The sequence below is a fragment of the Pseudoalteromonas aurantia 208 genome (assembly GCF_014858725.1).
In the GTDB taxonomy this organism is placed as follows: domain Bacteria; phylum Pseudomonadota; class Gammaproteobacteria; order Enterobacterales; family Alteromonadaceae; genus Pseudoalteromonas; species Pseudoalteromonas aurantia.
Genome location: NZ_AQGV01000015.1, coordinates 852,177 through 866,436, shown reverse-complemented (window position 1 = coordinate 866,436; position 14,260 = coordinate 852,177). Strand labels below are relative to the sequence as shown.

Genomic DNA, 14,260 nt, shown 5'->3' with positions numbered 1-14,260 from the left:
AACGTTAAGCCAGCAACCTTTCACATTGCTTATAGTTAGCCCGTCGTTTAATTTCTAGGCTCGCACAATAATTATCAAGCTTTTGTGGTCGCCCTACTGCGCCATTGAGAGCACATGGGACAGGAACATAATTATACACTCTCCAATTAGATCAATTAAACCGAATCAAGTTAACTTAAATCAAATGAGATGTTGATAAAGCACCTCATTCGATCTACATAACGATAGCCTAGTGACTATCAATTTTTCTTTCATTTTATATAGGGGATCACCCATTTTTTAAATGAACGAGCAGTTTTATTATTCACCTTAAAGCCGATTTTTAACCAGAAGCTAAACCAATGAATTGCGTTATTTTCGCTCTATCAACCGTATTATATTTAACTCTGAGCGTTTAATTTCTTTCAATGTTGATATGCGATTCATTTCCATAAATATCCATAGCTTTATGGCTATTTGCACCAGTAAGCCTGCTATAAACCAGACCCCCCAAAACACCTGTTCACTAAGTACATCAGTTACGGTGAACCTATACGCCGCATATATAAACCCAATTGAGACCAATAATGCAACGCATGAACTAACCATTACCCATCGGCGCATACTGCCTTGGTACACATTTGTCAGCATAGAAAACAAGCCTTTATCATCAATAACTTGATCAAGCTGTTGTTGCTCTGCCTCTAAACTCGCTTTTATTTTTTCATCAATATTCATCAATATTCTCCCTCTTGATCTTCGTCACTGGCCAGTTGTGCCAACATGCTACGTGCACGGTGCAATCGTGATTTTACTGTGCCACCGGCGACACCTAACACAATTGCAATGTCACTCATGGTCATTTGTTCAAAATAAAATAAATACACCGTATGGCGGTCAATATCTGGCAGCTTATTGATTAAATTCAATAAATCGTATTCTTGCTCTGGCGCCGTATTTGCCAACAGTTCATCTGTTAATGGTTCAAAGTCGGTTTTTTTACGCACCGCATCAATAAAACGTCGGTAGACCACTTTAAATAACCAGGCTTTAAAGGCACTGGGCTCTCGTAAACTTTTAATGTCTTTTGCCACAGTGACCCATGCCTCCTGCGTCACATCTTTTGCGAAGTCCTGCTGCTTTGCAAGCTTCAGCGCAAAACGAAAGCTCGGTTGATATAAGGCATCACATAACTTCGAGAATGCCTGTTTATCACCTGATTGTGCATCAAGTACCTGTAGTGCTATTTCTGTTGAATTCATCCGGTTGATTTCACCTCCTCTATCACCTTTTTCTACAAGGCGTTTAATAAGCACTAAAGGTTCATGCGATGCGTAAAATATTTTCAATTTTCTCTAAGGAATGTGAGCTTTGCTGTATAGGCTAAATTCACCTCTCGTGCTTTAAAGCGCGACACTGCGCTGTTTTTCTACCCAGTCAACCTAATCAAAAAGTAACAACAAAGTGCGCACTTTATTTAGCACTTTATTTAGCACAGCAGTTAGGACTTGCACTTTTAGCTGCAGCTGTTTGGCATTATTTCTGCATTATCGCACATGTACGTAGATCAACGTAAACGACACACCACTCACTTTAGCGCGATAAAATCGCCCAACAGCTGACCACAAAATCCCTAAAATAATCAATTACTCTTCGGTTTGTGTAGTAAAAAGTACACAGCGGGAAGCACTAATAATGCAAGTACCACAGCACTGAGCATGCCACCAACCATAGGCGCAGCAATGCGACTCATCACTTCAGAGCCCGTGCCACTACCATATAAAATTGGTAATAAACCTATAATAATGGTTGCTACGGTCATCATTATTGGCCTAACTCGCATGCCGGCCCCTTGTAAAATCGCCTCTATTAATAACACCGAGGTCAATTTTTCATGAGTAGTCAACGCCGCCGTGCGTGCTTGATTAAGATAAACCAGCATGATCACGCCAATTTCTACAGCGACCCCAGCCAAGGCAATGAACCCAACCCCCACCGCGACAGAAAAATTGAATCCTTCGAGATATAACAGCCAAAGCCCACCAATCATAGCCAATGGTAATGTGCCCATAATAATGATCACCTCTCGAAAGCGACGAAAATTCAAATACAGCAGCACCACAATAATTGCCAAAGTCAGAGGTAAAACATAGGCAAGCTTCGCTTTTGCACGTGCCATGTATTCATATTGCCCAGCCCAAGTCACAGAGTAACCAACAGGTAATGCCAATTGCTGATCTAATACTTGTTGCGCATGCTTAACATAGCTGCCGATATCACTGTGTTCAATATCAATAAAAGTCCAACCATTGATACGCGCATTTTCACTTTTTATTCCTGGTGGTCCACTTTCGATATAAACGTTTGCAACATCACCTAATGCAATTCGCTGCCCAGCTACGGTCACCAAAGGTAATCGTGCCAATTGTTCTGGCGAGTCACGGTAATCTTGCGGGTAACGCACGTTGATCGGGTAACGCTCTTGCCCTTCGATGGTTTGTGCCACGTTCATCCCGCCAATCGCGGTTGTGACAACCTGTTGAATATCCGCAATGTTCAAACCATATCGCGCTGCTTTATGACGATTTATATCGACTTTAATATAGCGGCCACCTGCTACGCGTTCTGAATATACCGATGCAGTACCGGCCACAGTTGAAAGAATACGTTCTATGTCTTGTCCGATGTCTTGGATCACATCTAAACTTGGTCCCGCAACTTTAAGACCAACCGGTGTTTTTATGCCAGTAGCCAACATGTCGATGCGGGTTTTTATTGGCATTACCCACGCGTTCGTCACACCCGGAAACTTAACCAATGTATCAAGTTCTCGCTTAAGTGACTCTGTGCTCACGCCATCACGCCATTCACTTCGAGGTTTAAGTTTTATAAAGGTCTCGATCATCGTGAGTGGCGCAGGATCAGTGGCAGTTTCAGCTCTGCCCACCTTGCCAAACACCAGCTCTACCTCTGGTACTGTGCGGATCAGCTTATCCGTTTGCTGGAGTAACTCCCGAGCTTTACCAATTGAAATACCTGGATACGTGGTAGGCATATACATCAAGTCGCCCTCATCCAATGGGGGTATAAATTCACTGCCAATTTTATTTATCGGGTAAAAACCTATAACAGTGATAACCGTTGCAGCTGCGAGTGTTACTTTTGGCCATGTTAATACTTTTTTCAAAATCGGCATATACGCCGCAATTAATACCCTATTTACGGGGTTTTTCCGCTCTGATATCATTTTCCCACGAATAAAGTACCCCATGAGCACGGGGATCAAAGTAACCGCTAAGCCTGCAGACGCAGCCATCGCGTAGGTTTTGGTATATGCCAGTGGCGCAAACATTCTCCCTTCTTGCGCTTCTAAAATAAACACTGGTAAGAAGCTTACAGTGATGATCAATAAACTAAAAAATAATGCCGGGCCGACTTCAGAGGCTGCTTTGCTCACAACTTGCCAGCGGTTTTCATCTGTTAATGGTGTTTTTTCCATATGCTTGTGCATATTTTCAATCATCACTATCGCGCCGTCGGTCATCGCGCCTATGGCGATGGCAATGCCCCCTAACGACATAATATTGGCGTTTATCCCTTGGCTATACATCACCATAAATGAGATAAGAATACCCATAGGTAAACTGATCACCGCCACAATTGACGAGCGTATATGAAACAAAAAAACCACACATACTAATGCCACCACCGCCAATTCTTCGAGTAACTTAGACCAGAGGTTTTCTACAGCCTGCTCAATTAATATAGAACGGTCGTAAACGGTCACAATTTCGACCCCTTCAGGTAAGCCCTGAGCCAGTTGCGCTAATTTCGCTTTAATACCCGTAATGGTCTGCTGGGCATTTTCACCAAAACGCATTACCACGACTCCGCCTACAACTTCACCTTCTCCGTTAAGCTCTGCAATACCGCGACGAGTTTGTGGCCCTAGGTTAATATGTGCAACATCCCCAATGCGCAGAGCCGTGCCTTGGCTATTTAAACCCAGTGGAATAGCCGCAATATCAGCAACACTCTTAATATATCCCGTTGCAGTTACCATATATTCGGCTTCCGCCATTTCAACCACTGATGCGCCTGTTTCTTGGTTGCCACGTGAAATCGCCAGTTGCACTTGTGCCAGCGATACACCATATGCACGTAACTTATCGGGGTCGACCTGAACCTGATATTGCTTGACCATGCCACCAATTGCTGCCACTTCAGATACGCCAGAGACCGCTTGTAATTCATATTTTAAAAACCAATCTTGTAAACTGCGCAATTGACTAATATCGTGCTGCCCAGTTTTATCAACCAGTGAATACATATACACCCAACCAACCCCTGTTGCATCAGGCCCCAACTGTGACTGAGCATTCGCAGGTAGCGAGGGCGCTACTTGACTTAAATACTCCAACACGCGGCTTCTAGCCCAATATAAGTCTGTATCATCATCGAAGATGATGTATACATAGGAGTCTCCAAAAAAAGAAAAGCCGCGCACCGTTTTAGCGCCAGGCACAGATAACATCGCGGTGGTGAGTGGAAAAGTAACTTGATCTTGCACCACTTGAGGTGATTGCCCCGAATAACTGGTTTTAACAATAACTTGTACATCCGATAAATCAGGGAGTGCATCAACCGGCGTATTTTTAATCGCAAACACCCCAGCCACAGCCATAATGATACATAACATGAGGACAAACAGTCGGTTTTTTACCGACCAATAAATCACTGATTCAATCATGCTGCATCCCTTCCATGGTATTCATACCATTTTTTTCATCGCCACGCTCTGTGGCACTTTGATCTGAAAAATCGACCACAACTAAGTCATCTCGCACCTCAAAGGTAAAAGTGATATTTTGTTCAGGTTCAAGTGAGGTAATGTCTACATCATCGGCCAATACAAAATCCATTGTCGCTGCATCGCGTTGCCACTTTGCGATAGGCCCACGACTAATGTTGATCACGCGTGTTACGGTATCAATGGTATTCACTCGCCCTGTAACCGTCGCACTTTGTACTTGTGCGTTATCCGTTACTGGTGAAAAGTGTGTGATTTTATATTCACTGTTATGATTTTTCTCAATTTCGAATACATACTGCTTACCTTCATCAAGCTGTACCATATCTACCGCTGTACTCACGGTGAAATCCATCACCATTGGTGGCCAGCGCCATGCTTCAATTGCACCATGATCCAGTGTCAGTTGTTGCTTTTCGGTATCTATTGATAGCACTTTAGCCTGTACCGATACGGTGTTATTAACATCATCATGATGCATACGCATAAAGTCGGAATTTTTACTCGACTCAGAATCAATTAAGAAATGTGCTGAGGTAACCACTTCATCCCCCTCAACTAATCCATCTATAATTTGAATAAAATCATGTTTGACACTGCCTACTGTAACCACTACCGACTTAAACTTACCGTCACCTAAGGCTAAAACCACCCTATCTTGTTTCCCCGTGCGTATCACAGCTTCTTTGGGCACGTGTAACTGGGCTGGCTGAGGCTTGGTTGCAATACTCACTTGTGCAAACATATTTGGCTTTAGCTGTTGTTGCGGATTATCAAACCTCAAACGCACTCTCAAAGTACGTGTCGTGGCATTTAAGCTTGGGTAAATGTAATCAACTTTCCCCCCCCATTGCTTATTGGGCAAATAGTCCAATGTCATGGTGACTGGTAACCCTAATTCAATAAACGCAGTGTCACGTTCAAAGACTTCCGCCTCAACCCAAACTTGATCGAGCGTTGCCAAACTCATTAACGTCGTACCTGGCTGTACATAAAACCCTTCACGGATTTTCAATACATCAACAACGCCCGATTGTGATGCGTAAAAAGTGATTGACTGACGTATTTTCTGACGTTTTTTAAGTCTCTCTATAAACTCATCTGATAATTGTAGTGCCCGTAACCTATCGGCTGCGGCACTCATCAAGGTCTGATTATTACGTTTTAATGCAATAAGATACTCTTCTTGCGCGTTCACTAACTGAGGAGAATAAAGCGTATAAAGCGGCTGCCCTTGAGACACCTTATCGCCAGCCGATTTAACATAAAGCGTTTCAATCCAGCCCTCAACTCGCGGATGTATATGAACCATGCTGTCTTCGTCATATTGTACGTACCCAACCGTTTCAATTTGTTGCTGCCATGCTTTTCGTTGTACTGGTGCCGTGCGCACCCCTAAATTATTAATAACTGAGGGATCAATCATCACAGTGCCAGGGCTTACACTTTCTTGATTTCCCTCATTTGCATACACAGGTACTAAGTCCATCCCCATCGGAGAAAGCCCCGGTTTATCACGGCGATAATTGTCATCCATTGGCGCCACCCAATATAAAGGTTGTGGTTCAGAATTGTTTACGCTCGCATCTAAATACGTGCTTGACGCAATCCAGTTCACAATCGAATAAGTGAATCCAGCACCTAAAAAAATCCCAACGATGAAGGTTACTTTACTGTTCATTCGATACTCCTGTCGCATCATCCGTTGAGGTAGAATTTCCTGCCAAATAATAATTAATTCGTGTTAGGGTTTTTAGTTTTTCAACGTGAATATTAAGGGTCGCTATGCGTGCATTCAGCTCTGTAATTTTTGCTTGTACAGCGGTATTAAAATCACCGTCATCATTATTGTAAGCGCTCAAAGCGGCCTCAGACTGTTGGTGACTTTGCTCAAGTATGGTGGTTTTGTATAATTTCAGCCGTTTTTGTAGCTGCCTGAACGCTTGCTGCTCGGTTGCAAGCCCAGCGCCTAATTCTTTTAGTGTTAAAAGTTGTGCAGTTTTCAATGCTTCGGTACGGTATTGCGCACTCAGCACCTCTTTGTCTTGTTTATTTTCAGTAAATAACGGTAAATCAAAACTGACCCCAACCGACAGTAAATCATGTCGTTTCAACCCTGAAGGGTGATCGCCACGGTAACCGTAGCTGGCATTTACACCCCATTGCGGTTGGTATTTTTGCTGGAACAGGGATACGGTTTGCTTAGCTGATTCAATCTGTTTACTTTGCGCCAAATAAGTCGGATGATGCATTAAACGTGTGATTGTATTGTCACTAAATCGCGTGAGCGTCTTAATAGATGCCATTGCTGATACAAATAAAGCATCTGTTGGTAACGCTTTAGAAATTTCAAATGCGTCACTACGGGTGTGCAATTGCCACGTATTTAACGAGGCATCAAACTCGGGTAACCAATTTAATAACTTGGCTTTTTGAGTTACTAAACGTTGCTGTTCAACGGCCAAACGATCTTGTAATTGAGCCAATTCTAATTGCGCGCTGATCACATCATGTTGACGTGTTTTACCCAGTGCTGAGGCATAATTTGCTTCACTAATTTCAACAAGTTGCTCAAATAAGTGTGCGTCTTTAGAAATTAACTCAATGGTCATCTTCGCGGCATAGGCATCTAGCCATAATTCGCTCACTGCCATTGCGACTTTTGCTTGGCGTTCTGCACGTAAAATGGGTTGCTGTTGCGCTTCAAGCGTCAAAATATGCTGCTTAATCTGCAATGAGTCGCCACGGGGGATTGCTTGTGACAGTGAGACTTTCAACTGACTCATATTGTCTTGGTTAAATGCTAAGTCATTGCTTGGCAAATTATTGATTGACATAGCAACCTTGGGATCTTGCCAGGTACCTGCAGCAATTTGCTGGGCGCTTATTGCTGCTTGCGTATGTTTATTTTGCACTCGCCACAAATCATTATTTTGTGCTTGTGTAATTGCCATAGAAAGCGTTAATTCAGGCGTAGAGCCTGCTAACAATTGAGATGATGGGCTGAGCATCAATAATACATAAAATAACTTAAACATTTTCATGCGCTAACTCCCATAAATGGTGATAACACATAAAAATCGTCCATTAATACGTTTAAAACAGGGGTCATAATTTGCCTACTAGTACCTTGACTCATCATTGAATATCGCTGACTGCAAGTCTGCGCAAAGCCATGGCAAGGTACATAAAATCAACTATCGCAATACATTAAGGTGTATGTGCAAGTAACGTAAATGACTTAAAAATCATTTAATTTAAAGAGATTTTGGACGGACTTGTCCTAGGTTAAGCAACTATGGGGGGCTTAAATAAACTCTGTATTGGGGAATCAATAAACGCCATTAAGGCAAAACGCGGTTGAGTATATGTTGCAACATGAAACAAAAGCTTGCTATTAAAAAGCGCTAAAGCAAAAGGCACACAGCCACTGGGTGGGCAACTGCACTGTGTTTTACAGCAGTCTGGTTCATCTGCCACATCCATCATGTGCGACATAGTGTTATGCGCCATATTACCTGAGCGCATATCTTCGACATGATTGTGATGAGCGCTACTTTGATACACGCTGGTTTTATGAGAGTCATGTTGATGAGCGCTGTTTGTCATGTGTTGCATCATCATTTTACATGGCAGATCAGCAGCCGCAAAGCTTTGGCCCATAACGGCAAAAAGCAACGTAACCATAACCAAACTGTGTAAATATCGTGCCATTAACATCACAAACCAAAAAGTTCCAACAGTGTAAGGCTAAGGGATGCAATCACGTTTTGCAAGTAAGTTAAGTTATTACATCCCAATACGCGCCAATGAGTGCTGCTCTGGATGCTATAGTGATCGTTCATCACATTATCAATTTACACATTTTTTGCACAATTCACATTTATGGTTAAGCCCTATCGTGCATTTACCCGCAGGGCAATACTATGATTAATGGCATGTCATCTTTGCATTCACATGATACTTTTTTTAAAAATGATCAACTAAGCCAAAACCAAAAAACCACTATCACTGACACGCTTGCTGAATTTGACCCACAAAGCTTGTCCAAAGAAGATGCACAAGCCATTGTGAGTACGTTTTCTGAAGCGGGTATTAAAGCCAATAAACAACTCGGGCAATTAATGGCCGATGCTGGCTTTGATGCAAAAACGGTAGCGGAACTTGCCGATGTAGGTAAAGGACAGCGACCACCGCCTCTACCACACCAAAATACGCACGCATCAATTGACTTGAGTACAGTCACCGAGCAATTTGCTGAGTTAGTGTCTGAAGCTAGCAACTCTGGACAGCAATATGCGACTCTAAGCCAAGACAATAAAGATGCTATTTATGCCCAACTCGTTGATGAGTTAGGTCTTGAAGCTGGACAATCAATTATTGATGTAAAAGTTTAAATATCGCTTTTCAGCAACAAATATAATGGGCGTACCTAGATTTTTAGTGCCCGAATAGGGCACTGTATCAGACGAATTAGGCCTACTTGAATATACTTTACAAACAATACCTGATCTTACCGCTCATTCTGAACTGTGCACTCATGCAAAAACTCGCTATAATGCGCCTTTACTATCCTATAGACAGGTCAACATGACAACTTTCGCAAAGCTCGGGCTTAACCCGACCCTTCAAGCAAATATAAAACGCCTTGGTTACACTACACCGACTGAAATTCAAGAAAAGTCTATTGGCGCCGTGCTATCAGGGGCTGATACTTATGCGATTGCACCAACTGGTACTGGTAAAACTGCGGCTTATTTGTTGCCAACTTTACAGGAGCTGAGTCAAGTTGATAATAGCGATAAACAAGTTCGACCTTTACGCGCGCTATTTTTAGTACCAACACGTGAACTAGCACTGCAGGTAGAAGCATCTATTGCCGAATTCGATACTGGCCTTAAATTAAGAACCATCAGTGTATTTGGTGGCGTGCGCATCACATCGCAAACAAAACGGTTCAAACGTGGTACCGACATTCTAGTCGCAACACCGAAGCGCCTCGTCGATTTGTTAAAAGAAGGCGTATTTTCACTGTCTGAAGTACAACACTTTGTGATGGACGAGGCTGACCGCCTCGTCAGCATGGGCATTGTTAAAGAACTCAGAACCATCATGGAAGCTTTACCAGCAAAAAGACAACTGGTGATCTTTTCTGCAACAGACTCCAATGCACTGGCTAAATACAGCGAAACACATCAGCAACATACAAAAAAGATCAGCGCGAGCAAAACTCAACCTGCTGTAAACAAAATATTGCACACCATGTATAAGTGCCAACGTGATCACAAATCAGAAAACCTCATGACTTTACTGAAAATGCTCAATTGCGATAAAGCACTGATTTTTACCCGCACAAAACACGATGTAAACAATTTAGTCGCGCAGCTATCTGAGCAAGGCTTCAGTTGTCATGGCATTCATAATGAGATCCCTCAGAAAAAGCGCCAACAAAGCCTCACCGAATTTAAAAATGGCGATTGTAAATTGCTTGTGGCAACCGATATTGCTTCTCGTGGTATAGACATTGATCAGCTTTATTATGTGATCAATTATGACTTACCAGTCAACAGCAATGATTATATTCACCGTGCCGGACGCACAGCACGCACCACACCGATTGTAGATCCTACGCAAGAAGCGATTGAAGAAAAAATTGCGAAACAAAAGCTCTCTGTCGAAGTCGCATCAACAGAAATGTTTGGCATTGTCGATGCGCCTGACTTAAAGAGTAAGCACATCCATGGTCATGTATTTTCATTTGTCAGCCCTGAACAGGAGCGCTTGGTGCCCTTAATTGAAAAAGTGGTAGGCAAAGAAATTAAACTAGATGCAATGCCTTGGCGCTAACCATCTATCCCACTATTTAGCGTTGTAAATAATGACAATGAGCGCACAGTACCGTACTCATTGTCATTTTAAAATATTCTCCCCAGTGTAAATCTATTATCAAATATCCTTAATTTTTGAGCTTTGCAAATACGTACTCATCATAACATTGGCCCGCTTTACATACCGACCTTCGCAATATACCTTCGTGTTGATAACCCACTTTTTCAAGCACTCGCATCGACGCTGTATTTGGCTCTGATACCGGATTAAAGATTCGCGTGATCTGGGTGCTGTTGAACACCTCATCAGTAAATAAACGCAGTGCTTGTGTAGCAAGCCCCTTTCCCCAATAAGGTTTAGCAACCCAGTAACCCACTTCTGCACTGTGTGCGTATTCAAACGCTTGGGTATAAACACCAATCACTCCGCAAAATACCTCATTGTATGTAATGGCTCTGACTATCGCGTGCTCTTTTGAGCCAATATCAATCCACCAAGTTGCATCTGCAACTGTATAGGGGCTTGGGATCTTTGACGATAAGTATTTTGTCACAGTCGGATCATTCAAATACTCAACAAGATGCTGTTTATCGTCATTACACATATTTCGTAGGATGATCATTGTATTAATCGTCAATTAGTTAGATATGAATATGCCCATTAAGACACAACGACTATAAATATTAAAGGTGATTCAACCTCTTCATTTAACCGGGCTGTATACCAATCATTTACCAAGTGGTGTGCATACGTTCAATTTATTCCAAATAACGCCATACTTTTTTCTACAATACGTAGCATATTCAAACAAATACTGGCTTTTTTTCTAACACCCCATATCATTCATGTTTAATACTTTGGAGAAACCCCGTGTCGAACCTTGGAATATACATACTTTTGCCTTTCAGCATATTAATTGGCTTCTCACTTGCCTCTCAAGCGGGCGTAAATGCACAATTAAGAATCGCCCTACACAGCCCAATACAAGCTGCTTTTATTTCTTTTTTGATCGGTACAATAGTGCTTGGCGTCATTGCCTTTGTTCAAGGTGGAGCATGGTTTAAGCCCAATGCGTTTTCTTCTATTCCATGGTGGGCATGGCTTGGTGGGTTTTTCGGCGCATTTAACATTGCTATGTCTGTGTTCTTAGCGCCCAAATTGGGCGCTATGATATTGGCAATTTCAATTGTATGTGGGCAAATCATCGCGTCTTTGGCATTAGATCAAAATGGTTGGCTAGGTTACCCTAAAATCGATATCACACCCAATAGAGTTATCGGTGCTGTATTCGTTATCATCGGTATGTTATTGATTGCAAGAAAATAATATACTTCTCGCACCTATATCGCCTATCACATTGATATGCCTTAAGTGCGTACCTGCACAATGTCATTTAATACTTTTGTTAATTCTAAGGGGCTTACATCATGAGCAATCGAACGTTTTTGCTACGTACTTTCCGCCAGCATTCAGTTAGCTAGGCAATTAGGCGAATTCAAATAGCCTTCTGAGCGTATATATTGTTTTATGTTCATTACTGAGAGTTCAGGTTAGCTACAAATTTTACATCCTTTACTTTTTTTAGCTTGATACATTTTTTGGTCTGCTCGATGAATAACGCCATCTACATCTAAATCGGTTTGGTCTTGCAGTTCAGCAATGCCAATACTTAAGGCGTAATGAGGAAATTCAGCCGCAAACTTTTCAACGAGCCGCTTACTAATGGCTTGTGCCTCAGAGAGTTCACAGCCTATTAAAGCAAGGCAAAACTCATCCCCGCCTTGACGACTTGCGATGTCAGTTTCTCTTGCGATAGACATCAGTATTTTACCAATGCTCTTCAAAACGTTATCTCCTTCTTTATGTCCGCACTTATCATTAATTTCTTTAAAATCGTCAATATCGAAATACACAATTGAAATTGAGGCATGACTGCGTTTAGCCAACAACAATTCTCGACGTAAAAAGTCGCGAAAGCTACGAACATTGTATAAATCAGTCAGTGGATCTTTACTGGCGAGTCGAGATAGCCCCCTGATACGCTCTTCTAACGATTTAACATATAAGTCTGTTTTTAATTTTAACGAGTTCATTTCATTGAGCATAGAGCTAATATAAGTATCAAATATCCATGACATGTCAAACGCTATCAATTTCTCTAAAATCGATGAAATTTTCCCCGTAATAACAGGATCATCCACAAGCGTTTGCAGCGTCACATCTATACTCTGACGCAAATAACGCTCTGCCGACAAAAAGTATTTTGGCTCTAAGCCTATGCGTTTGTGAACAAGCCCAATTCTCAGTCGATTATTAACATATTCAGCGTCGTAAAATCCAGAGAACAAATCCAACACGTATTTATGCAGCCCACTCTTGAGCCGCTCAAACGTCTCACTATCTCCTATTAACAAACCGACATACTCATCTTTTGAAAGTAAGGTATAAAAATGAGCAACAACCTCATCTAAATGCCCATCGATGACCAAACGATACTTGTTTAAAAACTCAAGTTCATCATCACTTAATTCAAAGAGATTCTTACGGGTTTGAATTTCCAACTCCGAAATTTGATACTGCTCAACAAGTGTTTGATGTATTCTGTCAGTCATTATGTCACTCACCTAAAACAAGAATGTTAAGTGTAGTGTAAAAATCTTCAGGTATTACTGATGTTATCCATAACCTTACACATCAGCATAATCACTGTCCTCCAAAAATCTATACTATGAGTGATAAAACATCGTGGTATCACTCATAGTAAGATTTACAATAATAATACTTCGAGGCTCTCTCAATTAAAGTGGGCTATATTGCCATTGCAATAACAGTTTGAGCGTTTCTCCACCAATACGTCCAGCCAGTGGTAGGTCATCTCTATCCATTGCAACCGCTTGATATAAAATTGAAGTCTCTACTAGATGATCTCGAACTTGCTCTTCACATACTTGCTGCTCGTCTGCCATGTTACATGCTTCATAAGCGTTGGTTACTCGAACAATAATATTTTGGATAAAACCCGATAAGATATCAGGAGAATATCGCTCCAATAATGCGTGATTTATGTATTTCACAGCAAGGTATTCTGCATCGCCATTCCAACATCGCTCTAAACTCCCATTATAATTGTTATGGACAGTCGTCAAATTGCCGAGCGTACGCTGTTCATGCTCTTGAGATTGATTGAGCCACAACACCGTATCAAAGGTTTCGCACTGTTGAGGAGACAACATAAATTGCTTTGCCATATTTCCACGCTTTCGAGTATAAGCAATATCTGCCGAAGCTGACAATGCGACTAAATCCCACCACAAACTGTAAACCAGCGGTCGCTTTAAATCATAAAAGTCATAACTGATGCGCGTCGCGTTTTCATCTAACCATTGAAGTCGAGCTAAAGCATCATCAAAGGCTCCTTGTTCTATTAATAGCTTCGCACCGTTAGTGTATTCGAGTAATTGCGGTAAATTCTGCGGTTTTGGTTGATCTGATGCGCTGATATTAGTCGATATAAACACACTACTAATAACCATTGCTGTAACAACTAAAAATTTCATGTCTGTTATTCCTTACAAGTATGAATTGATATGGCAATAACTTGCCGTATATTGTGTCAACAACTGAATTAACAACTACTTCACG

Annotated in this window: 12 protein-coding genes; 3 read left to right on the top strand and 9 right to left on the bottom strand. The window is 41.7% G+C overall.

The window, feature by feature from the left end; genetic code table 11:
• Positions 1-351: 351 nt before the first annotated feature.
• The 6 genes from PAUR_RS21965 to PAUR_RS21940 all read right to left on the bottom strand — a co-directional run bounded on the left by PAUR_RS21965 (position 352) and on the right by PAUR_RS21940 (position 8,503).
• Positions 352-717: a DUF6768 family protein gene (locus PAUR_RS21965; RefSeq protein ID WP_192509853.1), complete on the bottom strand. Its 366-nt coding sequence runs from the start codon at positions 715-717 to the stop codon at positions 352-354.
• Positions 717-1,295 (bottom strand): RNA polymerase sigma factor, encoded by a 579-nt coding sequence (locus PAUR_RS21960; protein ID WP_318782646.1) that lies wholly within the window; start codon positions 1,293-1,295, stop codon positions 717-719. The genes PAUR_RS21965 and PAUR_RS21960 overlap by 1 nt, the downstream gene beginning before the upstream one ends.
• 326 nt (positions 1,296-1,621) lie before the next feature.
• Entirely contained in the window at positions 1,622-4,729 is a 3,108-nt protein-coding gene (locus PAUR_RS21955) for an efflux RND transporter permease subunit (RefSeq protein ID WP_192509852.1), read from the bottom strand.
• Positions 4,722-6,470 carry an efflux RND transporter periplasmic adaptor subunit gene (locus PAUR_RS21950; protein ID WP_192509851.1) on the bottom strand — a complete coding sequence of 583 codons (1,749 nt, stop codon included), beginning with the start codon at positions 6,468-6,470 and terminating at the stop codon, positions 4,722-4,724. Before PAUR_RS21950 ends, PAUR_RS21955 begins: the two co-directional genes overlap by 8 nt.
• A complete protein-coding gene (locus PAUR_RS21945; RefSeq protein ID WP_192509850.1) occupies positions 6,460-7,833 on the bottom strand; it encodes a TolC family protein in 1,374 nt (457 codons plus the stop codon). Before PAUR_RS21945 ends, PAUR_RS21950 begins: the two co-directional genes overlap by 11 nt.
• A 244-nt stretch (positions 7,834-8,077) precedes the next feature.
• Positions 8,078-8,503, bottom strand: a complete 426-nt coding sequence (locus PAUR_RS21940; RefSeq protein ID WP_192509849.1) for a phospholipase C/P1 nuclease family protein — start codon at positions 8,501-8,503, stop codon at positions 8,078-8,080.
• 212 nt (positions 8,504-8,715) lie between these two features.
• On the opposite strand from PAUR_RS21940, the gene PAUR_RS21935 reads away from it, so the two are divergent.
• Positions 8,716-9,186, top strand: coding sequence for a hypothetical protein (locus PAUR_RS21935; RefSeq protein WP_192509848.1), 471 nt, complete (start codon positions 8,716-8,718; stop codon positions 9,184-9,186).
• Between the two features lie 193 nt (positions 9,187-9,379).
• Positions 9,380-10,636: a DEAD/DEAH box helicase gene (locus PAUR_RS21930; protein WP_192509847.1), complete on the top strand. Its 1,257-nt coding sequence runs from the start codon at positions 9,380-9,382 to the stop codon at positions 10,634-10,636.
• A gap of 109 nt (positions 10,637-10,745) precedes the next feature.
• Here PAUR_RS21930 and PAUR_RS21925 read toward each other — a convergent pair whose 3' ends face one another.
• Positions 10,746-11,240: a GNAT family N-acetyltransferase gene (locus tag PAUR_RS21925; protein WP_192509846.1), complete on the bottom strand. Its 495-nt coding sequence runs from the start codon at positions 11,238-11,240 to the stop codon at positions 10,746-10,748.
• A 248-nt stretch (positions 11,241-11,488) separates the two neighbouring features.
• On the opposite strand from PAUR_RS21925, the gene PAUR_RS21920 reads away from it, so the two are divergent.
• Positions 11,489-11,944 carry a DMT family transporter gene (locus tag PAUR_RS21920; RefSeq protein WP_192509845.1) on the top strand — a complete coding sequence of 152 codons (456 nt, stop codon included), beginning with the start codon at positions 11,489-11,491 and terminating at the stop codon, positions 11,942-11,944.
• A 224-nt stretch (positions 11,945-12,168) separates the two neighbouring features.
• On the opposite strand, the gene PAUR_RS21915 is transcribed toward PAUR_RS21920, so the two are convergent.
• On the bottom strand, positions 12,169-13,230 hold the full coding sequence (locus PAUR_RS21915) for a GGDEF domain-containing protein (protein ID WP_192509844.1): 1,062 nt from the start codon (positions 13,228-13,230) through the stop codon (positions 12,169-12,171).
• 186 nt (positions 13,231-13,416) lie between these two features.
• The gene (locus PAUR_RS21910) at positions 13,417-14,175 is read right to left on the bottom strand and encodes a hypothetical protein (protein WP_192509843.1); all 759 of its coding nucleotides are present in this window, start codon (positions 14,173-14,175) and stop codon (positions 13,417-13,419) included.
• Between the last annotated feature and the right edge of the window lie 85 nt (positions 14,176-14,260).

Bases quoted from the DNA above. Each gene is read 5' to 3' on its own strand.
- PAUR_RS21945 (WP_192509850.1), bottom strand. From the start codon at position 7,833: ATGAAAATGTTTAAGTTATTTTATGTATTATTGATGCTCAGCCCATCA.
- PAUR_RS21940 (WP_192509849.1), bottom strand. From the start codon at position 8,503: ATGGCACGATATTTACACAGTTTGGTTATGGTTACGTTGCTTTTTGCC.
- PAUR_RS21950 (WP_192509851.1), bottom strand. From the start codon at position 6,470: ATGAACAGTAAAGTAACCTTCATCGTTGGGATTTTTTTAGGTGCTGGA.
- PAUR_RS21915 (WP_192509844.1), bottom strand. From the start codon at position 13,230: ATGACTGACAGAATACATCAAACACTTGTTGAGCAGTATCAAATTTCG.
- PAUR_RS21955 (WP_192509852.1), bottom strand. From the start codon at position 4,729: ATGATTGAATCAGTGATTTATTGGTCGGTAAAAAACCGACTGTTTGTC.
- PAUR_RS21965 (WP_192509853.1), bottom strand. From the start codon at position 717: ATGAATATTGATGAAAAAATAAAAGCGAGTTTAGAGGCAGAGCAACAA.
- PAUR_RS21930 (WP_192509847.1), top strand. From the start codon at position 9,380: ATGACAACTTTCGCAAAGCTCGGGCTTAACCCGACCCTTCAAGCAAAT.
- PAUR_RS21910 (WP_192509843.1), bottom strand. From the start codon at position 14,175: ATGAAATTTTTAGTTGTTACAGCAATGGTTATTAGTAGTGTGTTTATA.
- PAUR_RS21925 (WP_192509846.1), bottom strand. From the start codon at position 11,240: ATGATCATCCTACGAAATATGTGTAATGACGATAAACAGCATCTTGTT.
- PAUR_RS21935 (WP_192509848.1), top strand. From the start codon at position 8,716: ATGATTAATGGCATGTCATCTTTGCATTCACATGATACTTTTTTTAAA.